Source organism: Streptomyces sp. NPDC088254 (assembly GCF_044740925.1).
Taxonomy (GTDB): Bacteria; Actinomycetota; Actinomycetes; order Streptomycetales; family Streptomycetaceae; genus Streptomyces.
The window spans coordinates 259,183-282,608 of sequence record NZ_JBIURQ010000014.1 but is presented as its reverse complement, the minus strand read 5'-3'; the positions used below and the strand labels follow the sequence as shown (position 1 = coordinate 282,608).

Sequence of the window (23,426 nt, the reverse complement as noted above, 5' to 3'; positions counted from 1 at the left end):
GCCGCCGAGTCCCCGCTCAGCGGTCGCCCGACCACCGGGCCGCGGGGAGGCACAACTTGCCGCCGATCCACCGCTCCACCCAGTCCCCGAGGTCCAACTGCGGGCAGTCGGAGACGGATGGGAAGGTCACCGGCGTCGGCCTCTGCGGTGCCTCCTTCGCCGGTTCCGGGGTGGGTGCCACCGGCGCGGCCTCCTGTGTTGCGCCGGGGAGCGGCGTGATCAGGGGGGCGGGTGGGGTCGATCCGGCTGCCGGTCCGCCGGTCGGTCCTTCTGCCGGTCCGTCGGCCGGTCCTTCTGCCGGTCCGCCGGTCGGTCCTTCTGCCGGTCCTTCGGGGCGGCCGGAGAGCAGCGAGCGGTAGACGTGCGACGCCATCGGGTTATGCCCGCACTGCCACACGCCGTGCGGGCAGTAGTCGGTCAGCGTGTTGTACAGCGGCCTGTGCTGACCGATCCAGTCGAGCATGCTCCGCATGTACTCGGGATTGTCGCCGTTGCGGAACAGCCCCCATTCGGGGTAGGAAATGGGCTTGCCGTGGCTCTTGGCGAAATCCACATGCGCCTGGAGTCCGTAGGGTTCTCTCACCTGTTGGTCGAACGCCATTCCGGTCGGCTGGTCGTAGGAATCCATTCCGATGATGTCGACGGTGTCGTCACCCGGGTAGCACCGGGTCCAGGCGACCGCGTCGAGGCCGCGGTTCGGTGTGAAGTCGAACTTGAACCTCTGGCCCGGCACCGCCCGCATGGCGGTGACGATCCGGTTCCAGTAGGCCTTCCACGCCTCCGGGTCCGGCCCGCAGCGATGGGTGTAGGTGTTGCCGTTCATCTCCCAGCCGAGCACGATCACCGTGTCCGGCGTGTTCAGCGCGACCAGCCGCTCGGCCAGCCGGCGGAAGTGATGGTCGAAGGCGCCCGCCGCACCCAGCCGCAGCAGGACCCGCACCTCGCCGTCGGAGACGCCCGCCTCGTTGCGCTCCAGCATGGGGACGTTGAGGACGAGCATCCGGTCGTCCTTCTCCTTCCGCCAGTTCGCCCACGCGTCGAGGAAGCCGGGCCGGCCCTCGATGTTGCTCCACCGGTCGCCCGGCAAGTACGTGTGCCCGACGCGGAGTTCGGCGCCGTCGAGCCAGGCGCTGAGCTGGGCGATCCGGGCCACGCCCAGGGGACCGTAGTCGAGGTAGGCGCCGAAGGCGGTGCCGGACGCGGCGGGCGACGCCGGTGCCTCGCTCCCGCTCGGGGAGGCCGCGGCGGGGCTCTGCGGGGGGTCCGCGGCGGGGCTCCGCTCAGGGGTGGGAGCGGCGGGGTTCTGTTGGGGGGCGGGGGCGGCAGGGCTCTGCTCGGGGGCGGCGGGCGGCCCCGAGGCCGGCTCTGTGGCCGCCGCGAGGGGCTCGGGGAGAGATCCGGGGGAGGGAGCGGCGGCCCGTGCCACCCCCGCGCCCGCGGCGAGTCCAGGACCGGACGCCAGCGCCGCCGTCATCGCCACCGCCGCCGTCACGACGGCGAGCCGTCGGGACGGGGCGCGTCGCTGCTGTGGGGCCATACCTGCTCCTTTCTCCACTCCCACGCGGAACCGCGTGCTGATTTCGAATGACTGACACTTAGTCATATGTAAGTCAGATGAAAAGGAATCACGCCACCGCCGTTACGGCTTTCGAGTGCACTGATCGCCCGCACCGGTGAACCGACCCGAAGGAAAAAGCCCCGTGTCGCTGCTCGACACCCGAGTCCCCGCCGTACTGCTGCGAATCGACCGGAACCCCTTTCACCACGGAACGCTGGGCGCGGTCCGTTCCCTCGGCCGAGCCGGAGCGGACGTGCACGTGGTCGCCGAGATGACGGGGAGCCCGATCCGCAAGTCGCGCCACGTGCGGCGGCTGCATCCTCCGCCGACGCCGGGCGCCTCCCCCGAGGAGATCGTGGCCCTGCTGCTGCGGGTGGCCGCCCGCATCGAACGGCCCGCCGTGCTGATCCCCATGGACGACGCCGGCGCCGTCGCCGTGAGCCGGCTGCGCACGGAGCTGACCCCCGCCTACCTGCTGCCCCAGCAGTCCCCGACACTCCCCGAACGTGTCGCCGACAAAAGCGAGTTGGTGCAGATGTGCGCGGCCGCGGACGTCGCTCACCCGTGCACCTTCGTCCCGGAGAGCGCCGAGCAGGCCGTCTCCGCCGCCCGGCGGCTCGGGTTCCCACTGGTGGCGAAGTGGAGCCGGCCTTGGCTGCTCCCCACCGGATCGGGACTGCGCAGCACCTCGGTGCTGCGCTCCGCGCAGGAGGTGCGGGAGCTGTACCTGCGGCGCGAGGAGGCCGGCAGCCGGCTCCTGCTCCAGGAGTTCCTGCCGCCGGGCGACGACCGCGACTGGTTCTTCCACGGGTACGCCGACCGCTCGGGCGTGATGCGCGCCGGCGGCACGGGCCGCAAGCTGAGCGCCTGGCCGCGCGGGGCCGGTCTGACGGCGGTGGGCGAGTGGGTCCCGAACGCCACTGTGCGGGAGCAGTCGGAGCGGCTCGCCGAGCGGCTCGGCTACCGCGGCATCCTCGACCTCGACTACCGCCGCTGCGGCACGACCGGCCGCTATCACCTGCTCGACTTCAACCCGCGGCCCGGGGCGCAGTTCCGGCTCTTCACCGACACCGCCGGGCTGGACGTCGTACGCGCGCAGCACCTGGATCTGACGTACCGTCCCCTGCCGGCGGGGGAGGCGCGGCCCGGGCGGGCGTTCGTGGTGGAGAACTACGCCCCGCTGTCGGCGCTGCGCCGGGTCCGTACCGACCGGGAGCTGGCCTGGTACGCGGGGGACGACGCCGCCGCCGGCCGTGCGATGTGGGCGCTGTGGTGCGCCCATGTCACCCGGCGGCTGGGGGGACGGCTGCGGCGTACCGGACCGGGGCCGGAGCCGGGGCCGGGTTTCGCTGCGGGGGCCTGTGGTGAGGTTCCTCCGCGTGTGATCCGGCGGGGGGCGGTCCGTGAGGGTTCGCCGCGGACGGGGCTGCCCGGCGTGCCGGACGCGGGCGGTCACGCCGACGACGAGAAGGCGGGGAGCTGCTGAAGCTCCCCGCCTCGCCGTACGAAGGGGTGCCGGGGGCGTCCGGCGCCCGTGCGGTCAGCGCCGGGAGGCGGCCCGGCCCCGTCGGTAGAGCAGCGCGCCCGTGGTGATCAGAGCCGCGCTCACGCCGGAAGCGGCGAGCAGACTCTCGCTGCCGGTCTCGGGCAGTTGCGGACGAGGCTCGTTGTTCTCCTCGCCGGGCGGAGTGCCGTGGTCGTCGTCACCGGGGGGCGGGGGGTCCTGCGGTGTGGTGTGCCCGCCCTCCGGGGGCGTGACGGGTCCGCCGGGGGGCGGGGGCGTCGACCCGTAGCCCGGGTCGTCGTCCCCGTAGCCCGGGCCGTCGTCACTGCCGTAGCCAGAGTCGTCGTCGCTGCCGTAACCGGAGTCGTCGTCATCGCCGTGACCGGGGCCGTCGTCACCGCCGTAACCCGGGTCGCCGTCGTTGTGACCGCCGTATCCCGGATCCTTGTCGCCGCCCTGGCCCGAGTCGCCGTAACCCGGGTCGCCGTCGTTGTGACCGCCGTATCCCGGATCCTTGTCGCCGCCCTGGCCCGAGTCGCCGTAACCCGGGTCGTCGTCTTTGTGATGTGAGTTTCCGTAGCCCGGGTCGCCGTAGCCCGGGTCCCCGTAGCCCGAGTCCGAGTCGGCCTCGGCGGAGGTGGCCTCGTCGGCGCGGGCCGCGTCGGCGGCCGGGGCGGAAGTACCCGTTTCCTCGGTGGTCTTCGCCTCGTCCGCGGTGTCCTCCCCGTCGGAGGTGTCCGCGGCCTCGGGGGTGCTCGTCTCGTCGGAGGTGTTCGCGCAGAAGTCGCCGAGGGCCTGGCCGAACGCGGCGGCGAGACCGGCCGTGTCGCCGCACAGGCTCGCCGGCAGGGTCACCGGGGACTGGACGCCGGCGCCCGACACGGCGCCGGGCGAGCCCGTGGTGGTCCCGTCCGCGGACGAGTCCGCATAGGCGGCGCCGCCGCACAGGGACAGAAGACTCGTCGCGGCGGCCGCCGCGATCATTCCCCTGGTCAGGGTCTGTCGCATCTGATCGTCTTCCTGGTGGGAGAAACGGGAAAGGCCGACCTGGAACAAGGGAGCAGTCGTCCAAGGCCGGCCTCGACCCAGCCGTCGGCTGGTGGGGGCATCGTCAGTCGTTGACGCACAGGTTGCCGAAAGCCGGGCTCAGCAGGCCGGTCGCATTGAACGTGTTCCCGCAGACGTTCGTCTGGATGTGGAACGAGTACTGCGTCACGTTGCCGGAGAGGAACCCGGGGGAACCGATGGCCACAGCTTCGGCGGTGGAGTCCGCGAAGGCGGGGGCGGCTCCGCCCAGACCCAGGATCAGGCCCGCGACGACGGCGGCGGTCTTCTTCATGACGTTCCCTTCTGTGCGGTCATGCCTGGCGGTCGAAACCGAGCGAGCGCAGCCGGATCAGCTCGCACCATGACCTGCAGGCTGCACACGACAGATAGACGGCGGAGGAAGCCGGTGAACGGGGGTCGCAGGTCAATTCACCCGAACGCGTTCGCGGCGTTCATACGACTGGGCCCCTGGGGAGGGAAACGATTCAGCGGCGAACGGACGGCGGATCGGTGGTCCGGTGTGAGCCATCGGGGTGAATCACAGCAACCAAGCCCTCCCGGCCGAGTTGACCAAGACGCTCCGGTGGACGGGGTTTTTTCAGAAGGGACAAGCAAGTGATCAAGAAGGTTCTGGCCGCCGTCACGGTCGCCGCCTCCGCCATGGGCGCCTCCGTCGCGGTCGCGGCCCCGGCGCTCGCCATCGGCAACGACAGCGGCACCACGTCCGCCAGCGGCAACGGCGCCTCCCAGGTGTTCGGCAACTCGGCCACCTACGGCAACATGAGCCCGCAGATGGCGCTCATCCAGGGCTCCTTCAACAAGCCCTGCATCGGCCTGCCGGCCAAGCTCAACACCCAGACGCTGGTGGCCGACGGGCTCGGCGTCCAGGACGTCCCGATCCTGTCGGCCCCGCAGAACCAGCAGTGCGTCGAGAACTCCACCCAGGCCAAGGGCGACGAGCCGCTGTCGCACATCCTGGACGACCTCGCGCTCTTCTCGGGCAACGGCGTGGGGAACGAGTGACGGTCTGACCGTACGACCGACGAGGTGAACGGGCTCGTCCTCCGAGCCCTCGGGGCCGTTTCCGGGCCCCGGCAGCGGGCCGCCGATCGACCGGCGGCCCGCTGCTTCGTGTGCGCGCTCGCGTCGGTGAGGGGCGCATGCGCGGGTACGCCGATGCGCTGGGCCGATCGGGGCACAGCACGCAACCCGGGCGGGCGTCCTGGCGTTGACCAGCACGCAACTCCTCACCGGAGTCCGCTTTTCGAAGGGAACGAACATGAAGAAGCTGTGGGCAACCGCGGCTGTCGCCGCCTCGCTCGCCGGATTCACGGCGGTGACCGCCCCCCAGGCTCTCGCCATCGGTGACGACAGCGGCACCACCTCGGCCAGCGGCAACGGCGCCAGGTCGGAGTTCGGCAACTCGTCCACGTCCGGCGACATGAGCCCGCAGCTCTCGCTGGTCCAGGGCTCGCTGAACAAGCCGTGCCTCGGCATTCCCGTGAAGGTCAACACCCTGACCACCGGCGCTGCCGGATTCCAGGACATCCCGATCCTCTCGGCCCCGCAGAACCAGCAGTGCGTCGAGAACTCCACCCAGGCCAAGGGCGACGAGCCGCTGTCGCACATCCTGGACGACGTCTCGCTCCTGACCGGCAACGGTGCGGGCAACGGCTGAGCCCTCTCGGCGCCGCGACGGCGGGTCACCGGTCCTCCGGTGACCCGCCGTCGTCGTGCGCGTCATGTGTCGAGCCTCGGCATCCGTCGCGGCCCCGGCAGGCTTCGCCTCAGCCGCGGAGCCGGCCCGCCTCGCCGATCGCCTTGGCGAGGGCCCGTACTTCCTCGTCCTCCGTCTTCTCCGCGAGGCCGTCGGCGCGCTCCTTCAGCCGGCTCAAGGGAGGGGAGTCCGGCAAGACACCGCTCCCGCCGACTCCTTGACGCAGGAAGTCAGCGAAGTAGGCGGCGGTGACGGCGACTTGGAAGCGGGTGGGGGCATCGGCCAGGGAGTCGTGCAGGGCGGCGGTCTCCAGGCGGCCCGAGGTCTCGTGCGGGGCGCGGGTGGCGGGGTCGAGCCAGCGGACGGTGGCCGTGGCGAGGCGGCCCCGCGTGCCCGGCGTGGTGCGGACGGCGTAGAGGGCGGTGACCGTGTGGCCGGGTCCGACCTCGCCGCCGTCGACACGGTCGTCGCGGAAGTCCTCGTCGGCGACCCGGCGGTTGTCGTAGCCGACGAGTCGGAACTCCTCGACCGTGTGCGGGTCGAAGGCGACCTGCGCCTTGGCGTCACGGGCGGTGAGGTCCACGTTCCGCGGGAGTTGCCCGGCGAAGACCTTCTCGGGGTGCGCTCGGGGCCGGGAAGCCGCCGCCGTGGTCGGCCCGTCGGGCGCCGCCCCGGTCCGAGGCGCCCGAGCCGCCCGCAGCGCAGCCGGTGAGCAGCGTCAGCGCGGCGGCCGCGCCGGCGAGCAGTCGTCGCGTCCGGTGGTGATCCATCTCCCGTGCCCCCTTGGTCCGTTGACGTCGCCGTACGTGACTGTGACGGCACGGGGGCCCGGAACGTGCGTTACGGGGCGTTGCGGAAGGGTCTCGAAGAGGGCACGGCGGACACCCGTCGAGACCGGCGGGTGATCTTCCGCTGACCTAGGAGACGACGTCCTTGCGGGCGAAACCCCTGAAGGCCAGGGCGAACAGCACGAGCGCGTACGTTATCGACAGGGACATGCCCTGGATCATGTCGGTCCAGTCGAGCTGGGGCCGTACGGCGTCGAGCCAGGCGTACTGCCAGTGCGCGGGCAGGAAGTGGCGCCAGTCGCCGAGGGCCGTCACCTCGTCGAGGACGTTGCCGACGATGGTCAGCCCGACCGCCCCGCCGACCGCGCCGAGTGGGGCGTCGGTCTTGGTGGAGAGCCAGAACGCGAGGGCGGCGGTGACCAGTTGGGACACGAAGATGTACGCCACGGTGACGGCCAGGCGCTGGGCGGCGGTGCCCGCGGGCATCGAGCCGCCGGTGGGCAGTTCCAGCGGCCCCCAGCCGTAGGCGGCCGTGCCGACGGCGAGGGCGACCACGGGCAGCAGCACCATCGCCACCAGGCTGAGGCCGAGCCCGACGACGAGCTTGGACCACAGCAGGCGGGCGCGGGGCACGGGGGCGGCGAGCAGGTAGCGCAGCGAGGACCAGCCGGCCTCGGAGGCGACGGTGTCGCCGCAGAACAGCGCGACGGGGATCACCAGCAGGAAGCCCGCCGCGGCGAACAGGTTCACCGCGGCGAAGTTGGTGCCGGACAGCGTCGCCGTGTCCATCAGGTTGACGCGGTTGTTGCCGGAGCCGGGGCCGCCGCCCACCTGGAAGGCGACGAGGAGCACGAACGGCAGGGCGAACAGGACGCCGCCCATGACCATGGTGCGGCGCCGCTTGAGCTGGCGGACCAGTTCTACCCGGAGGGGCAGCGTGCGCCCGGCGCGGTAGCCGTCGGCGACCTCGACGGGCTCGGCGCGGTCGGTCACCGTGCTCATCTTCAGTCTCCGATCAGGGTGAGGAAGGCGTCTTCGAGGCGGCGGTGCGGGCCGACCGCCTCCACCGGCACCTCCAGGCGCACGAGTTCGGCGACCAGGCCCGACGCGCTGCCGCCGGCGTCGAGGCGGACCAGCAGTCCGGCGTCGGCGCGGACGGCCGAGGCCACGCCGGGCAGCGCGGCGACCTTGTCGACGACCGGGTCGTCCACGGGCGTCGCCGTGCCGACGAGGAGGGTGTCGCCGGAGCCGACGATCTCGGCGACCGGGCCGGCCTGGACGAGCTGCCCGTGGTCCATGACGACCAGGTGCGTGCAGGACTGCTCCACCTCGGACAGAAGATGGCTGGAGACGATCACTGTGCGGCCGGCCGCCGCGTAGCGGATCATCACCTCGCGCATCTCGCGGATCTGAGGCGGGTCCAGTCCGTTGGTCGGCTCGTCGAGGATGAGCAGGTCGGGCAGGCCCAGCATCGCCTGGGCGATGGCGAGGCGCTGGCGCATGCCCTGGGAGTACGTGCGCACCGCGCGGGCGAGGGCGTCGCCGAGGCCCGCGATCTCCAGGGCCTCCTCCAGGTGGGCGTCCTGCGGCGGGCGGCCGGTGGCCCGCCAGTACAGGTCGAGGTTCTCGCGGCCGGTGAGGTGCGGGAGGAAGCCCGCGCCCTCGACGAACGCGCCGACCCGGGACAGGACCGGCGCGCCGGGCGCGATGGCGTGCCCGAAGACGCGGATCTCACCGCCGTCCGGCCTGATGAGCCCCATCAGCATGCGCAGGGTGGTCGTCTTGCCGGCGCCGTTGGGGCCGAGCAGTCCGAGCACCTGGCCCTTCTCCACGCGGAAGGACAGGTCTTTGACGGCGTAGCGGTCGGCCGCCTTGGCGTACCGCTTGCTCAGGCCGGTGATCTGGAGGGGCACGTCGGCCAGTGCGGGGTCCGCCGGGGCGGGCGCGGCGGTGCGGCGGCGGGCGGTCAGCAGCAGGGCGAGGGCGACGCCCGCGCCGGCGAGCGGCAGCCACCACACCCATGCGGGCAGCGCGGGCGGGACGTCGGACCGGCTGAGGGCGGTCGGCACCGTCAGGTCGCTCCTCAGGGAGACGGTGTACGTCGCCGGGGCCACCGGGGAGGCGTAGCCGAGGTCGGTGGAGGCGAGGACGAGGCGCAGGCGGTGGCCGTCGTCCACCTCGTGGTCGATCGCGGGCAGGGTGAGCGTGACGTCCTTGCCGGCCTTGGCGCCCGTGACGCGGACGGGCTGCACCAGCTGGGACGGCAGCACCTGCTGCCGCCGACCGCCGGGGCCGACGTCGTACACCTTGGCGAAGAGCACGGCGTCGTCGGCCGTCGACTTCACGTGGACGGTGACCTCGGGCGAGCCGGTGACGCGGACGTCGTCGCGGAACGGCGCCGACTCGAAGGCGGCGAACTGGCCGGGGAAGTCGAGGGAGACGCCGACTCCGAGGGAGGACAGCTGGGAGAGGCCGCTGCCCGCGCCGAGGCCGGGCAGGGCCGACACGGCGGGCGGGGAGGCGCCGGCCGGGTTGTCGACGCGCTGCTCGCGTCCGCTGAGCGGGACCTGGCGGGGCTTGCCGTCCAGGCCGGGGTAGCTGTCGGCGCTCACGCCGCGCAGACGCGGTTCGCCGTCGCCGCTGCCGGTGCCGAGGGTGCGGGTGACGCGGAAGGCGGGGCCGGTGTCGACGCTTCGGTCGTCCTTGAGGTACCGGTCGAACCAGTCGGTGACGCGGGCCTGGACGCGCCCGCTCTCCATGTCCCCGCCGTCGTGACCGCCCGCGATCCAGTCGACGTCGACGGGCGCGCCGTTGGCCTTGATCGCCTTCGCGGCGGCGTCGGACTGGGCGAGCGTGAAGAGGGAGTCGGTCTGCCCCTGGACGAGGAGGGTGGGCACCTTGATGCGATCGCCGACGGCGGACGGCGAACGCGCTTCGAGCAGTCGGCGTGCGGCCTCGTCCGGGACGCCGGACTCCGCGACCCGCTGGTACATCGCGCACAGCGCGGGCTCGAACCGGTCGCACCCGCCGCCGCTGTTGAAGAACACGCCGACCCACAGCTTCTTGAACACGCCGTCGGGGAACAGGGCGTCGGCGAGGTTCCAGTAGGTGATCGACGGGGCGATGGCGTCGACCCGGCTGTCGTGTCCGGCGGCCAGCAGCGAGACGGCGCCGCCGTAGGAACCGCCGGCCATGCCGACGCGGGGGTCGCCCGCCTTGTCGAGCCGCACCTGCGGCTGCTTCGCCAGCCAGTCGATCAGCTTCGAGACGTCGGCGACCTCGGCCTTCGGGTCGTTGATCCCGATCCGCCCGGTGGACCTGCCGAACCCGCGCGCGGACCAGGTCAGCACGGCGTACCCGTCCCGCGCGAGATCCTCGGCCTGCCGCCGCACGTCGTCCTTGCTGCCCCCGAAGCCGTGCGCGAGCAGCACGGCGGGACGACGGCCGTCGCCGCCGGCGGTGAAGTAGGAGGTGTCGAGCCGGACTCCGCCGCCCATGTCCATGACCTGCTCGGCCCGCCGCACCTTCGGGGGGTCGTCGTCGGCGACGGCCGTCCAGGTCCCCGCACCGACGAGCACGACGACGGCGGCAGCGGCGCCGAGCGCACGCCGGGACCGCCCGAGCAGTCGAAGATCCATGCTTCAACGGTACGGGGTCTGCCTGTCGGAGAGTTGTCACCCGAAGACCGAAGCCGGGGTGCTCCTGAAGGCGGACACGGCTGCTCCGGCATACCGCGTCCGCGGTACGCCGGAGCAGCCGTGCGGTCGGGCGTCAGTGGTTGCGGGGGAAGCCCAGGTCGACGCCAGCCGGTGTGTCGGCCGGGTCGGGCCAGCGGGTCGTGACGACCTTGCCCCTGGTGTAGAAGTGGGTGCCGTCGTTGCCGTAGATGTGGTGGTCCCCGAAGAGGGAGTCCTTCCAGCCGCCGAAGCTGTGGTAGCCGACCGGGACCGGGATCGGGACGTTGACGCCGACCATGCCGGCCTCGATCTCCAGCTGGAAGCGGCGGGCCGCGCCGCCGTCGCGGGTGAAGATCGCGGTGCCGTTGCCGAAGGGGGAGCTGTTGATCAGCGCGACGCCCTCCTCGTAGGTGTCGACGCGCAGGACGCACAGCACCGGGCCGAAGATCTCGTCCTGGTAGGCCTTCGCCGACGTGGGCACCTTGTCGAGGAGCGAGATGCCGATCCAGTGGCCGTCCTCGTGACCCTCCACCGTGAAACCGGTGCCGTCGAGGACCACCTCCGAGCCCTCGGCCGCAGCGCCCGTGACGTAGGACGCCACCTTGTCGCGATGGGCCGCGGTGATCAGGGGGCCCATCTCCGACGTGGGGTCGTTGCCGGGGCCGATCTTGATCTTCTCGGCGCGTTCGCGGATCTTCTCCACCAGTTCGTCGCCGACGGCGCCGACGGCGACGACCGCGGAGATCGCCATGCAGCGCTCGCCCGCCGAGCCGTACGCGGCGGACACCGCGGCGTCGGCCGCCGCGTCGAGGTCCGCGTCCGGCAGCACCAGCATGTGGTTCTTCGCGCCGCCGAGAGCCTGGACGCGCTTGCCGTTCGCGGAGGCGGTGGTGTGGATGTAGCGGGCGATGGGGGTGGAGCCGACGAAGGAAACCGCCTTGACGTCCGGGTGCTCCAGGAGGCGGTCGACGGCCACCTTGTCGCCGTGGACGACGTTGAAGACGCCGTCGGGCAGCCCGGCCTCCGACAGGAGCTCGGCGAGCTTCAGCGACGCCGACGGGTCCTTCTCGCTCGGCTTCAGCACGAAGGTGTTGCCGGTCGCGATGGCGATCGGGAACATCCACATCGGGACCATCGCCGGGAAGTTGAACGGCGTGATGCCGGCGACCACGCCCAGCGGCTGGCGGATGGAGGAGACGTCCACGCGGCTCGCGACCTGCGTCGACAGCTCGCCCTTCAGCTGCACGCTGATGCCGCACGCCAGGTCGACGATCTCCAGGCCGCGGGCGACCTCGCCCAGCGCGTCGGAGTGCACCTTGCCGTGCTCGGCGGTGATCAGCTCCGCGATCTCGTCGCGGTGCTCGTCCAGCAGCGCGCGGAACTTGAACAGGATCGACGTGCGCTGCGCCAGCGAGGACTGGCCCCAGGTGGCGTAGGCGTCCTTCGCGGCGGCCACCGCGGCGTCCACCTCGTCCACCGTCGCGAACGCGACCTTCGTGGTGACCGCGCCGGTGGCCGGGTCGGTGACCGGCCCGTACGTACCCGACGCGCCTTCGACGGTCTTGCCGCCGATCCAGTGGTTGACGATCTTCGTCATGACCGAGTGCTCCTTCACAGATGGCGGCGTCGGGTTGAGACGTGCCGTTCGTACAGCTCACGGGCCTTGACCGCCGACGGGCGGGTCGCGGTCTCGGCCACGGGTACATCCCACCAGGCCTGCGCCGGGGGCGGGCCCGACACTGTGTCTGCCGTTCGGGTCTCGACGTAGACACAAGTGGGAGTGTCGGCGGCGCGCGCCTCGGCGAGCGCCTCGCGCAGGTCGTGGACGGTCTTCGCCCGCAGCACCCGCATGCCCAGGCTGGCCACGTTCGCGGCCAGGTCGACGGGCAGCGGCGCGCCGGTGAACGTGCCGTCGTCGGAGGTGAAGCGGTACGCGGTGCCGAACCGCTCACCGCCCACCGACTCCGACAGACCGCCGATCGAGGCGTACCCGTGGTTCTGCACGAGGATCATCTTGATCGCGATCCCCTCCTGCACCGCGGTGACGATCTCCGTCGGCATCATCAGATACGTGCCGTCGCCGACCAGCGCCCAGACGTTGCGCTCGGGAGCCGCGAGCTTCACACCGATCGCGGCGGGGATCTCGTAGCCCATGCAGGAGTAGCCGTACTCCAGGTGGTACTGGTCCCGCGAGCGCGCCCGCCACAGTTTGTGCAGGTCGCCGGGGAGCGAACCAGCCGCGTTGATGATCACGTCCGACTCGTCGACGAGGGCGTCCAGCGCGCCGAGGACCTGCGGCTGCGTCGGGCGTACGTCCTGCTCCTCGGCCTCGTAGCAGGCGTCGACGCGCTGCTCCCAGCGCTCCTTGTCCTCGGTGTACTGGGTGACGTACTCCTCCGCGACCCGGTGGCCGTGCGTCAGCAGCGCCGCGGTCAGCTCCTCGAGGCCGCTGCGGGCGTCCGCGACCAGCGGGAGTCCGGCGAGCTTGTGGCCGTCGTAGGGGGCGATGTTGAGGTTGAGGAAGCGGACGCCGTCGGCGGCGAAGAGGGTGTTGGAGGCGGTGGTGAAGTCGCTGTACCGGGTGCCCACGCCGATGACCAGGTCGGCGGTGCGGGCCAGTTCGTCGGCGGTCGCGGTGCCGGTGTGGCCGACGCCGCCGACGTCCTGCGGGTGGTCGTGGCGCAGGGAGCCCTTGCCGGCCTGGGTGGAGGCGACCGGGATGCCCGTGGCGCCGGCGAACTCGGCGAGGGCCTCCTCGGCGCGGCTGTGGTGGACGCCGCCGCCCGCGACGAGCAGCGGCCGCCGGGCCGACCTGATCGCGCGGACCGCCTCGGCGAGTTCGGCCGGATCGGCCCCCGGGCGTCGTACGGCCCAGGTGCGCTCGGCGAAGAACTCCTCCGGCCAGTCGTAGGCCTCGGCCTGGACGTCCTGGGGCAGGGCAAGGGTCACCGCGCCGGTCTCCACGGGGTCGGTGAGCACGCGCATCGCCTGGAGGGCGGCCGGGATCAGGGCCTCGGGGCGGGTGATCCGGTCGAAGTACCTGGACACCGGCCGCAGGCAGTCGTTGACGGACACATCGCCCGCGTAGGGGACTTCGAGCTGCTGGAGCACCGGGTCCGCGGGCCGCGTGGCGAAGACGTCGCCGGGCAGGAGGAGCACCGGGAGGTGGTTGATCGTGGCGAGCGCGGCGCCGGTGACCAGGTTGGTCGCGCCGGGGCCGATGGACGTCGTCACGGCGTGCGTGGACAGCCGGCCCGACTGGCGGGCGTAACCGACGGCCGCGTGAACCATCGACTGCTCGTTGCGCCCCTGGTGGAAGGGCATGTCGTCGGCGTACTCGACGAGCGCCTGGCCGAGGCCGGCGACGTTGCCGTGGCCGAAGATGCCCCAGGTCGCGCCGATCAGCCGCCGCCGGACGCCGTCGCGCTCGGTGTGCTGCGCGGCGAGGAAGCGCACCAGCGCCTGGGCCACGGTGAGCCTGGTGGTCATCGGTAACCCCCTTCTACGTGGTCCGGGTGGAAGCAGATCCGCCACTCCCGGGTCTCGCCCGGACCCGCCATGACGTTCAGGTAGTACATGGCGTGGCCGGGCTGGGCGATCGACGGGCCGTGCCATCCGTCGGGGACGAGGACGGCGTCGCCGGAACGGACCTCGGCGAGGACGTCGGCGCCGCCCTCCCGCGAGGGGGACACCCGCTGGTAGCCGAAGCCGCCGGGGCCGTCGATCTCGAAGTAGTAGATCTCCTCGAGCTCCGCCTCCTCGCCCGGCCGGTGCTCGTCGTGCTTGTGCGGCGGGTACGAGGACCAGTGGCCGCCGGGGGTGACGACCTCGACGGCGATCAGCTTGTCGCAGTCGAAGGCGTCGGCGGAGGCGAAGTTGCGCACCAGACGGGCGCAGTCGCCGCTGCCGCGCTCTTCGACGGGGACCTCCGGCGCGGGGCCGTAGCGGGCGGGGAGTCGTCGCTCGCACTTCGCTCCTGCCAGGGCGAAGCGGCCTCCCGCGCCGGAGGCGATCTGGACCCGGGCGTCGCGGGGAACGTACGCGAAGTCGGAGACCGACGCGAACACGCTTTCCCTGCCCAGGAGTTGGAACTCATTCTGGTCCGTGCGCACCGTACATCCGCCTTCGAGGGGGAGGACGATCCACTCGCTGTCGCCGGTGGCGAAGTCGTGCGTGCCGTCCGGCTCCAACTCGACGATCCGCAGGCCGCTGTGGGTCCAGCCGGCCCGTTCGGGGTCGATGGCGAGGGAGTACGTGCCGTCGGCCGTCGTGCCCTTGGGGACGTACAGGTCTTCGTGCTTGGTCATGCCACCCTCACAGCAGTCCTACGGCGGTGTCCACGGCGGCGGCGACGTCACCGTCCGCCGGGTACAGCAGGGAACGGCCGACGACCAGCCCCCGGACGGTGGGCAGTCGCAGCGCCCCCCGCCACTTCTCGTACGCGGCCTCCTGGTCCTTGACGGAGCCGCCGACCTCCCCGCCGAGGAGCACGGCGGGGAGGGTGGAGGTCTCCATGACCTCGGCCATGTCGTCGGGGTCGTCGGTGACCGGCACCTTCAGCCAGGTGTAGGCCGAACTGCCGCCCAGGCCCGAGGCGATGGCGATGGACTTGGTGACGGCCTCGGGCGAGAGGTCGTTCCTCAGCGTGCCGTCGGGGGTGCGGCGGCTGATGAACGGCTCGACGAACAGGGGCAGTCGGCGGGCCGCCATGTCGTCGATCGCGCGGGCCGTGGCCTCCAGGGTGGTGAGAGAGCCCGGGTCGTCGTAGTCGATGCGCAGCAGCAGTTTGCCCGCGTCGAAGTTCAGGCGCTCGATGTCCTCGGCGCGGTGGCCGGTGAAGCGGTCGTCGAGCTCGAAGACCGCGCCCTGCAGGCCGCCCCGGTTCATCGAGCCCATGACGACCTTGCCGTCGAGAGCGCCGAGGAGGAGCAGGTCGTCGAGGATGTCGGCGGTCGCGAGGACGCCGTCGACGCCGGGGCGGCTCAGTGCGAGGCACAGGCGTTCGAGCAGGTCGGCGCGGTTGGCCATGGCGAGTCTGTCGCCGCCCGCGCTGAGCGCGCCGCGGGCCGGGTGGTCGGCGGCGACGATCATCAGCCGGCCCGAGTCGGCGATCAGCGGGCGGCGGGGGCGGCGGGCGGCGGCCTCGGCGATCGCCTCGGGGTGATGGGTGCGCAGGCGGACGAGTTCGGAGACGTCGACCTTGGCCAGGGTCGTGGTGGTGGGGGTGCTGTCGTGGTGGGCCGGGGTTCGGGGCGCCGGCGGGGCGGCTTCTTCCCTGTGGTCCGCCCTCACCGCACCGCTCCGGCGGTGAGCGCGGCCTCGACCTCGGCCGGGGTCGGCATCGCGGAGGAGCACTCCAGGCGGGAGGCGACGATGGCGCCGGCGGCGTTGGCGTGCCGCATGGTCGTCTCCAGGTCCCAGCCGGCGAGCAGCCCGCGGCACAGAGAGCCGCCGAAGGCGTCGCCCGCGCCGAGGCCGTTCAGGACGTCGACGGGCAGCGGCGGCACCTCGGCCGACTCGCCGTGGCTGTTGACGGCGAGCACGCCCTTGGGTCCCTGCTTGACGACGGCCAGCTCCACGCCGGCGTCCAGCAGTGCCCGCGCCGCCGCGTGCGGTTCGCGCACCCCGGTGGCGATCTCCACCTCGTCCAGGTTGCCGACAGCGACCGTGGTGTGTTTGAGGGCCTCGGCGTAGAAGGGGCGGGCCGCGTCGGGGTCGGTCCAGAACATGGGGCGCCAGTCGAGGTCGAACACCGTGGTGCCGGCCTTGGCGCGGTGCGCGAGGGCCGCCAGCGTCGCCGTGCGGCTGGGCTCCTCGCTCAGGCCGGTGCCGGTGACCCAGAAGACACGGGCGTCGCGGACGGCGTCCAGGTCGAGCTCGTGGGCGTCGATCTCCAGGTCGGGCGCCTTGGGCCGGCGGTAGAAGTAGAGCGGGAAGTCGTCCGGCGGGAAGATCTCGCAGAAGGTCAGGGGCGTCGCGAGCCCGGGGACCGAGGTGACCCAGCGGTCGTCGACACCGAAGCCGCGCAGCGCCTCGTGCAGGTAGACGCCGAACGGGTCGTCGCCGGTGCGGGTGATCACCGCGGTGTCCAGGCCCAGGCGGGCCGCGGCGACGGCGACGTTCGCGGCCGAGCCGCCGAGGAACTTCCCGAAGGACGTGACCTGCGGGAGCGGCACGCCCGTCTGCAGCGGGTACAGGTCCACCCCGATCCGCCCCATGGTGATCAGGTCGTACGCCATCGAGTTCCCTTCGTGTCGGCCCACACCGTGTCGGCCCTCACCCGTGCCGGGTGCGTCGCCGGATGCGCCGCCGTGTCGGCTCTCCACGGCTTTCTAGTCCCGCACGGTGCGCCCTGTCAATGTTTTGTCCAGACATTCGGACCAGGGCCTTGACACCCCTGACGGCGAGACTTCACGCTGACCGCCATGACGTCGTTGTCACCTCAGCCCTCGCCCCAGTCCGCCGCTCCCGGCACGTCCCGTATCCGGATCGGTTCGGCACCCGACAGCTGGGGCGTCTGGTTCCCGGACGACCCGCAGCAGGTGCCCTGGCGGCGCTTCCTCGACGAGGTCGCGCAGTCCGGCTACGAGTGGATCGAGCTGGGCCCCTACGGGTACCTGCCGACCGACCCGGCCGTCCTCACCGAGGAGACCGCCGAGCGTGGCCTGAAGGTGTCGGCCGGCACGGTCTTCACCGGGCTGCACCACGGCGAGGCCGTCTGGGAGAAGACCTGGGCGCACGTCGCGGACAACGCGGTGCTCGCACAGGCCATGGGCGCCTCCCACCTGGTGGTCATCCCGTCCTTCTGGCGGGACGACAAGACCGGCGAGGTGCTGGAGCCGGACACGCTGACGCCCGAGCAGTGGCGCAACCTGACCTCGCTGACCGAGCGGCTGGGCAAGGAGGTGCGGGAGCGGTACGGGTTGCGGATCGTCGTCCACCCGCACGCCGACACCCACATCGACAGCGAGGAGAACGTCGTCCGCTTCCTCGACGGCACCGACTCCGACCTGGTGTCTCTCTGCCTCGACACCGGGCACTACGCGTACTGCGGCGGCGACAGCGTCAAGCTGATCGAGACCTACGGGGAGCGGATCGGCTACCTGCACCTCAAGCAGGTGGACCCGGAGATCCTCGCGGACGTGCGGGCGAAGGGCACGCCGTTCGGCCCCGCCGTCGCGCAGGGCGTGATGTGCGAGCCGCCGTCCGGGGTGCCGGCGCTGGGTCCCGTGCTGGAGGCGGCGCGGAAGCTGGACGTCGACCTGTTCGCGATCGTCGAGCAGGACATGTACCCCTGCGAGCCGGACACCCCGCTGCCGATCGCTCAGCGGACCCGGGCGTTCCTGCGGTCGTGCGGGGCCTGAGGCGGCCTCCGGCGGTCGTGCCGGGCGCCTGAGGTTCTGCCTCCGGCGGTCGTGCCGGGTGCCTGAGGTTCTGCCGGGGGCGGTCGTGCCGGGTGCCTGAGGTTCTGCCGGGGGCGGTTGTCGGGCGGGTGCGGGTCTTCTGTGGTTTCTCGCGCAGTTCCCCGCGCCCCTTTCGCCCGTGCCCTCTGTTACAAAGTCACGCATGTCCGCGTTCGGCGGGTGGGGTGTCACAGACCGCCCACATCCGTATCCGCACCGTCACCGTATGTCGTTGGGCGGGCGATGGCTCGGTGATCGTCAGTGCAGTGCCGGGCTCCCCCGGGTGGCCTTCAGGCCGCCGCCCCGGCGCGCGCAGGGAGGTGCGACCCATGACCGACCGACGGCTGTGGTCCTACAAGGAGATCGCGGCGCACATCAGCGTGCAGCCCGACACCGTGCGGTCCTACCGCAAGCACGGGCTGCTGCCCGCGCCCGACCATGTGGAGGGCGGTAAACCGTTCTGGTACGCGGACACGGTCCGGGCCTGGGTCGCGTCCCGGCCCGGCAATCGCGGTCGCGGCCAGGGCTGACAGCGGAAAAGCGTTCTGTGCCCCGCCTCCGGGTGGGGCACAGTGCTGCCCATGGACTTCACCGTCAAGCCGACTCTCACCGGCGAGAAGACCGTCCTGCGGCCCTTCACCGAGGCCGACGCGGAGACCATGTGGGAGATCATCGGCGACCCCGAGGTGGTCCGCTTCACCTTCCCGGCGAGCGGCGACCTCACCCTGGACCGCGTACGTTCCTGGTACGCGACCCGCTCCGCCCGGCCCGACCGGCTCGACCTCGCCGTCACCGACCGCGCGAGCGGACTCCTCGTCGGCGAGGTCGTCCTGCACGACTGGGACCCGGACGCCCGCGCCTGCACCTTCCGCACGCTGATCGGACCCGAGGGGCGCGGCCGGGGTCTCGGCACCGAGGCGACCCGGCTCATCGTCGGGCACGCCTTCGAGCGACTGGGTCTGCACCGGGTGCAGTTGGAGCTGTACGGCGACAACGCGCGCGCCCGGCGGGTCTACGAGAAGGTCGGCTTCACGGTCGAGGGCGTGCGGCGGGAAGCCGCGTTCCGGGGCGGGAAGTGGGTGGACGAGGTGCTGATGGCGCTCCTGGACCGGGAGTGGGCCGCCCTCACCGCCACGGCTCGATGACCGTCACCCCCGCTCCCGGCGCCGTCCCCAGCGCGGCCAGCGCCTCCGGTACGGCGTCCAGCGCGATCGTCGACGTCACCAGCAGGTCGGGACGCAGCACCCCGGCCCGGACCAGTTCCAGCATCTCCGGGTAGGCGTGGGCGGCCATGCCGTGGCTGCCGAGGAGTTCCAGCTCCAGGGCGACGGCTCGGGCCAGCGGGACGGGGGTCGTGCCGTCCGCCGAGGGCAGCAGGCCGACCTGGACGTGCCGGCCGCGGCGGCGCAGGCCGTTCACCGACGCGGCGCAGGTGGCGGGCGAGCCGAGCGCGTCCAGGGAGAGGTGGGCGCCGCCGCCGGTCAGCTCGTGGATCGCGGCGGCGGTGTCCGGTGTCTCCCGCGCGTCCAGGCACACGGTCGCTCCGAACCGCCGCGCCAGTTCCAGGGCCTTCGGGGAGACGTCCACGGCGACCGTCCTCGCCCCGCAGGCCGCGGCGATCATCACCGCCGACAGACCCACTCCGCCGCAGCCGTGCACGGCGACCCACTCCCCTGCCGCCACCCGGCCCTGCCGCACGACCGCCCGGAACGCGGTCGCGAACCGGCAGCCGAGCGAGGCCGCGGTGGCGTACGACAGCTCGTCGGGGATCGCGACCAGGTTCACATCGGCGTGGTCCAGGGCCACGTACTGGGCGAAGGAGCCCCAGTGGGTGAAGCCGGGCTGGGTCTGGCGCTCGCACACCTGGTGGTCGCCCGCCGCGCAGGACGGGCAGGTGCCGCAGCCGCACACGAACGGCACGGTCACCCGGTCACCGGGGCGTCGGCGGGTTACCCGGTCGCCCACCTCCTCGACGACTCCTGCGAGTTCATGACCGGGGACGTGCGGCAAGGTGATGTCGGGGTCGTGGCCCATCCAGCCGTGCCAGTCGCTGCGGCACAGGCCGGTGGCCTCCACGCGAACGACCACTCCGTGCGGGGCGGGCCTCGGGTCGGCCACCTCCCGCACCTCGGCCGGCTCGCCGTACCGCTCGAACACCACAGCCCGCATGCGCCCTCATCCTCACCTTCGCCGTCGCCCTGGCCGTCCGCGGCACTTGGGACCACCGGGCTCACCCCGGACCACCGGGACCACAGGACCACCGCGAACGCTAGCTAGTGCTGTGACCGGAACTGTTCGCCGGGTAGCTCGCGGCGTCCGGTGCCGGGGGTACCTCCCACGCCTTTCAGACAGTGGGGGAGCATCGCAAGGCGGAGCATCGCCCGCGTACTGAACGTACGCGGGTGATGCGACAACGCGGCGGTGGGGCCCCCTCGCGAGCGAAGCCGAGCGGGAGGGGAGCCGTGCCGGGCGTCGCGAGCCGGTGAACCTTTCCGGTCACAGCACTAGCCTCGCGCTCCCACCGTGTCGTGCTCGGGCGAGATCTCGGCGGCCGGAGCCGGGCGTCCCCCCTCGCTGACGCCGAAGCGGGCGTGGAACCGGCGCAGGGGGGCCGGCGCCCACCAGGAGGCCCTGCCCGTGAGCCGCATGATCGCCGGCACCAGGAGGCTGCGGACGACCATCGCGTCCATCAGGACCGCCAGTGCGATGCCCAGGCCGAGCATCTTGGTGTTGGTCACGCGCGAGGTGCCTATCGCGACCATCACCACGGCCAGGATGACGGCCGCTGCGGTGATCAGACCGCCCGTGCGCTGGAGGCCCAGGCGGACCGCCCCTTCGTGGTCCCCGGTGTGGTCGTACTCCTCCTTGATCCGCGAGAGCAGGAAGACGCCGTAGTCCATGGAGAGGCCGAAGGCGACGCAGAACATCAGGACGGGCAGGGTCGTCTCGATGGAGCCGGGGCTGGTGAAGCCCAGGAGGCCGGAGAGGTGGCCGTCCTGGAAGACCCAGACCACCGCGCCGAACATCGCCGTCAGGCTGAGCGCGTTGAGCAGGACCGCCTGGACCGGTATGAGCACGCTGCCTGTGAGCAGGAAGACCAGCAGCAGGGTGACGATCGCGATGACGGCCAGCGCCCAGGGGAGCCGCTCGGCGATCGCGTGCTTGGAGTCGACCAGTACGGCCGCCGTGCCGGTCACCTTGGCGTCGAAGGGGGCGTCGAGCGCGCGCAGGTCGCCGACCAGGCGCTGGGCGGAGTCGCCCACGGCCTCGCCCTCGGGTTGCACCGTGAAGTAGGCGGTGTCGCCCTTCACCAACGGGCCGTCCACCCGGGCCACTTCGGGCAGGGCGGCGACGCGCTGCCCGTATTCCGCGTACTGGGACGCGCTCGCCTTGCCCTCGGCGAGGACTTCCAGCGCGCCGCCGGGGCTGCCGGGGAAGCCGTCCCGGATGTGCTGCTGCACGACGTGGGACTCGGCGGAGGCGGGCAGCTGGCGGTCGTCGGCGGTGCCGAATTCGACGCCCAGGAAGGGCAGGCCGAGGAGAACCAGGACGGCCGTGGTCGCCAGGGCGAAGAAGGGGGCGCGGCGCATCACCAGCGTCGCCGTGCGCGCCCAGGCCGTGCCGCTCTCCCGGCCGGTCCCGCCCGCGGGCTCCGCCGCCGGCCCGCGCCTGCGGAACAGGCGGCGCAGGTCCAGTGCGTCGACGCGGCGGCCGAGCAGGATGAGGGCGGCCGGCAGCAGGATCAGGGCCGCCGCGGCGGCCAGGAGCACGACCGCGATGCCCGCGTAGGCGAAGGAGCGCAGGAAGTACTGGGGGAAGACGAGCATCGCCGCGAGGGACACCGCGACCGTGAGCGCGGAGAACAGCACGGTGCGGCCCGCCGTGCGCAGCGTGGTGGCGATGGCCGTCGGCGGCTCGGCGCCGGTGGCGAGCTCCTCGCGGAAGCGGCGGACGATGAACAGGGCGTAGTCGATGGCGAGGCCGAGGCCGAGGGCCGTGGTGAGGTTCATCGCGAAGATGGAGACGTCGGTGAACTCCGCGAGGCCGCTGAGGACCGCGTTGGTGCCCAGGATGGCGACGATGCCGATGCCGAGCGGGAGCAGGGCGGCGACCGCGCTGCCGAAGACCATGACCAGCAGCACCAGGGTGATCGGCAGGGCGATGATCTCGGCGCGGAGAAGGTCCTCCTGGATGGTCTTCTGCATCTCGTGCCGTACGGCGACCATGCCGCCGAGCGTGACCTTCACCGGGCCGTGCGCTCCCCGGTAGGTGGGGGCGATGCGTTCGAGGGTCTCGCCCGTGGTCTTCTCGTCGCCGGTGAGCCGGGCGGCGATCAGCGCCTCATGGCCGTCCTCGGCGCGCAGGGCGGGGGCCCGGTCGGCCGGCGCCTGCCAGTAGGAGCCCACGCCGACGACGCCCTCCTCGGCGGCCAGCCGCTTCACCAGCCGACCGGCTTCGGCGGCGACCGCCGGATCGTCGACCGAGGCCCGGCCGGTGTCGACGAGCAGCAGCAGGTTCGGCTGGGAGCCGGGGAACTCGCGCTCCAACGCCTCGGTCGCGTACGTGGACTGCGCGGCCGGGTCCTGCCAGCCGCCACTGCCCAGCCGGTCGGCGACTCCGCTGCCGGCCAGCACCGCGAGGGCGGTGAGCACCAGCGCGGCGAGCAGGGTCAGCCGGGGGCGCGCGGTCACGCGCCGCGTCCAGGCCCCGACGCGCGGCGGGCCGTCGACTTCGGTCATCGTGCGGTGCCCCTTCACCTTGACTCCCCCTACCGGACTCACCGAACGCGCCGCGACCGGACTCACCGAACGCGCCGAACGCGCCGCGACCGCGGAGCGCGTCACGCCCCGACGGCCGCGAACAGGCAGCATGGATCTGCCACAGCCACAGGCACAGCCATAGACTGACGAACACGAGACATCGCTCGCGTTTCACTGGATCCAGAATGCGAGCGGCCGCTCGTGTTTGTCAATCGCGTTCGGAGAACTGGGGAAAACGCGTGCACGAGACCGCGCCAGACACCGCGCCCGAGACCGCACCCGACGCCGCCGGGAGCCAGGAGAAGGAGCAGCCGCGCCGCCGCCAGGCCCGCGGTGAGCGCCGTATCGCCCAGCTCCTGGAAGCCGCCGCGTCCGTCTTCTGCACCACCGGCTACACAGCCGCCAGCACCAACGCCATCGCCCGCGAGGCCGGTGTCTCCCCGGGGACGCTCTACCAGTTCTTCCCGAACAAGGAGGCGATCGCGATCGAGCTGGGGGGCCGGCTCATGCACGAGATGCGCGAGACCTACGGCGAGGCGCTCGCCCCGGTCGACCCCGCGACCCCGCTGGAGGAGGCCGTCGGCGCCGCCGTCGACCGGTTCATCGCCTTCAACTGCGAGCACCCGGTGTTCTTCGCCCTGATGCACGGCCCCGACATCCCGGGCCACGTGGCCGAGCAGCACGACGCGCTGCACACCACGCTGCTCTCCCGCATCGAGGACCTCCTCGCCTCGCTCCTGCCCGACACGCCGCCCGCCGCCCTCACTCGCACCGCCCACATGTGCCTCGGGATCTACAAGTCGGGGCTGGAGCTGGTCCTCGGCCACGAGGGCGCCGAGCGGGACGCGTACGTCGAGGAGTTGAAGGACGTCCTCATCCGCTACCTGCGACCGCTGATGGACGACCGCCCCGGTCAGGGCTGACGACACTTCCCCGCCCCACTCCACCCGCGGCCGGGGTTCCTTGGTGAAA

The 23,426-nt window shown here is 72.4% G+C and carries 19 protein-coding genes and 1 pseudogene; 7 read left to right on the top strand and 13 right to left on the bottom strand.

The annotated features are described in order from the left end of the window. Nucleotides 1–16: 16 nt before the first annotated feature. Nucleotides 17–1,537, bottom strand: a complete 1,521-nt coding sequence (locus tag ACIOC0_RS35440) for a glycosyl hydrolase (protein WP_402160191.1) — start codon at nucleotides 1,535–1,537, stop codon at nucleotides 17–19. A 163-nt stretch (nucleotides 1,538–1,700) separates the two neighbouring features. Between ACIOC0_RS35440 and ACIOC0_RS35435 the strand changes: the two genes are divergently transcribed. Beyond that, on the top strand, nucleotides 1,701–3,044 hold the full coding sequence (locus tag ACIOC0_RS35435; protein ID WP_402160188.1) for an ATP-grasp domain-containing protein: 1,344 nt from the start codon (nucleotides 1,701–1,703) through the stop codon (nucleotides 3,042–3,044). Nucleotides 3,045–3,098: 54 nt separating this feature from the next. On the opposite strand, the gene ACIOC0_RS35430 is transcribed toward ACIOC0_RS35435, so the two are convergent. Together ACIOC0_RS35430 and ACIOC0_RS35425 are read right to left on the bottom strand one after the other, a co-directional pair. Next, entirely contained in the window at nucleotides 3,099–4,070 is a 972-nt protein-coding gene (locus ACIOC0_RS35430) for a chaplin (RefSeq protein ID WP_402160186.1), read from the bottom strand. Between the two features lie 103 nt (nucleotides 4,071–4,173). After that, nucleotides 4,174–4,401 (bottom strand): chaplin, encoded by a 228-nt coding sequence (locus ACIOC0_RS35425; RefSeq protein WP_402160183.1) that lies wholly within the window; start codon nucleotides 4,399–4,401, stop codon nucleotides 4,174–4,176. Nucleotides 4,402–4,724: 323 nt separating this feature from the next. Between ACIOC0_RS35425 and ACIOC0_RS35420 the strand changes: the two genes are divergently transcribed. Next, nucleotides 4,725–5,132 (top strand): rodlin, encoded by a 408-nt coding sequence (locus ACIOC0_RS35420; RefSeq protein ID WP_402160180.1) that lies wholly within the window; start codon nucleotides 4,725–4,727, stop codon nucleotides 5,130–5,132. Between the two features lie 256 nt (nucleotides 5,133–5,388). Beyond that, a complete protein-coding gene (locus tag ACIOC0_RS35415; RefSeq protein WP_402160177.1) occupies nucleotides 5,389–5,787 on the top strand; it encodes a rodlin in 399 nt (132 codons plus the stop codon). A 109-nt stretch (nucleotides 5,788–5,896) separates the two neighbouring features. Here the strand turns inward: ACIOC0_RS35415 and ACIOC0_RS35410 are convergent. The 8 genes and pseudogenes from ACIOC0_RS35410 to iolC form a co-directional block, all read right to left on the bottom strand. Further along, nucleotides 5,897–6,487 (bottom strand): annotated as a pseudogene (locus ACIOC0_RS35410) (YfbK domain-containing protein); the annotation flags it as partial. Between the two features lie 256 nt (nucleotides 6,488–6,743). Next, on the bottom strand, nucleotides 6,744–7,616 hold the full coding sequence (locus ACIOC0_RS35405) for an ABC transporter permease (protein ID WP_389038403.1): 873 nt from the start codon (nucleotides 7,614–7,616) through the stop codon (nucleotides 6,744–6,746). A gap of 2 nt (nucleotides 7,617–7,618) precedes the next feature. Next, complete coding sequence (locus ACIOC0_RS35400) at nucleotides 7,619–10,252, bottom strand: CocE/NonD family hydrolase (RefSeq protein WP_402160174.1); 2,634 nt, start codon at nucleotides 10,250–10,252, stop codon at nucleotides 7,619–7,621. 133 nt (nucleotides 10,253–10,385) lie between these two features. Then, nucleotides 10,386–11,888 (bottom strand): CoA-acylating methylmalonate-semialdehyde dehydrogenase, encoded by a 1,503-nt coding sequence (gene mmsA, locus ACIOC0_RS35395; RefSeq protein WP_402160171.1) that lies wholly within the window; start codon nucleotides 11,886–11,888, stop codon nucleotides 10,386–10,388. A gap of 14 nt (nucleotides 11,889–11,902) precedes the next feature. Beyond that, the gene (gene iolD / locus ACIOC0_RS35390) at nucleotides 11,903–13,780 is read right to left on the bottom strand and encodes a 3D-(3,5/4)-trihydroxycyclohexane-1,2-dione acylhydrolase (decyclizing) (protein ID WP_402160168.1); all 1,878 of its coding nucleotides are present in this window, start codon (nucleotides 13,778–13,780) and stop codon (nucleotides 11,903–11,905) included. Continuing rightward, nucleotides 13,777–14,598, bottom strand: a complete 822-nt coding sequence (gene iolB / locus ACIOC0_RS35385) for a 5-deoxy-glucuronate isomerase (RefSeq protein ID WP_351090794.1) — start codon at nucleotides 14,596–14,598, stop codon at nucleotides 13,777–13,779. Before iolB ends, iolD begins: the two co-directional genes overlap by 4 nt. A 7-nt stretch (nucleotides 14,599–14,605) precedes the next feature. Beyond that, nucleotides 14,606–15,499, bottom strand: coding sequence for a deoxyribose-phosphate aldolase (locus ACIOC0_RS35380; protein ID WP_402160287.1), 894 nt, complete (start codon nucleotides 15,497–15,499; stop codon nucleotides 14,606–14,608). Nucleotides 15,500–15,579: 80 nt separating this feature from the next. Further along, on the bottom strand, nucleotides 15,580–16,530 hold the full coding sequence (gene iolC / locus ACIOC0_RS35375; protein ID WP_130436690.1) for a 5-dehydro-2-deoxygluconokinase: 951 nt from the start codon (nucleotides 16,528–16,530) through the stop codon (nucleotides 15,580–15,582). A gap of 186 nt (nucleotides 16,531–16,716) precedes the next feature. On the opposite strand from iolC, the gene ACIOC0_RS35370 reads away from it, so the two are divergent. The 3 genes from ACIOC0_RS35370 (at nucleotide 16,717) to ACIOC0_RS35360 (ending at nucleotide 18,839) form a co-directional block, all read left to right on the top strand. Next, the gene (locus tag ACIOC0_RS35370; RefSeq protein ID WP_402160165.1) at nucleotides 16,717–17,655 is read left to right on the top strand and encodes a sugar phosphate isomerase/epimerase family protein; all 939 of its coding nucleotides are present in this window, start codon (nucleotides 16,717–16,719) and stop codon (nucleotides 17,653–17,655) included. Between the two features lie 368 nt (nucleotides 17,656–18,023). Then, the gene (locus ACIOC0_RS35365) at nucleotides 18,024–18,224 is read left to right on the top strand and encodes an AlpA family transcriptional regulator (RefSeq protein ID WP_130436688.1); all 201 of its coding nucleotides are present in this window, start codon (nucleotides 18,024–18,026) and stop codon (nucleotides 18,222–18,224) included. Nucleotides 18,225–18,275: 51 nt separating this feature from the next. After that, nucleotides 18,276–18,839 carry a GNAT family N-acetyltransferase gene (locus tag ACIOC0_RS35360; protein ID WP_402160163.1) on the top strand — a complete coding sequence of 188 codons (564 nt, stop codon included), beginning with the start codon at nucleotides 18,276–18,278 and terminating at the stop codon, nucleotides 18,837–18,839. Here ACIOC0_RS35360 and ACIOC0_RS35355 read toward each other — a convergent pair. Then, nucleotides 18,820–19,863 carry a zinc-dependent alcohol dehydrogenase family protein gene (locus ACIOC0_RS35355; RefSeq protein ID WP_402160160.1) on the bottom strand — a complete coding sequence of 348 codons (1,044 nt, stop codon included), beginning with the start codon at nucleotides 19,861–19,863 and terminating at the stop codon, nucleotides 18,820–18,822. The genes ACIOC0_RS35360 and ACIOC0_RS35355 overlap by 20 nt on opposite strands. Nucleotides 19,864–20,198: 335 nt before the next feature. Next, complete coding sequence (locus ACIOC0_RS35350) at nucleotides 20,199–22,433, bottom strand: MMPL family transporter (protein ID WP_402160157.1); 2,235 nt, start codon at nucleotides 22,431–22,433, stop codon at nucleotides 20,199–20,201. 260 nt (nucleotides 22,434–22,693) lie between these two features. Here ACIOC0_RS35350 and ACIOC0_RS35345 point away from each other — a divergent pair, with 260 nt between their 5' ends. Further along, nucleotides 22,694–23,377 (top strand): TetR/AcrR family transcriptional regulator, encoded by a 684-nt coding sequence (locus ACIOC0_RS35345; RefSeq protein WP_402160155.1) that lies wholly within the window; start codon nucleotides 22,694–22,696, stop codon nucleotides 23,375–23,377. Nucleotides 23,378–23,426 lie beyond the last annotated feature (49 nt).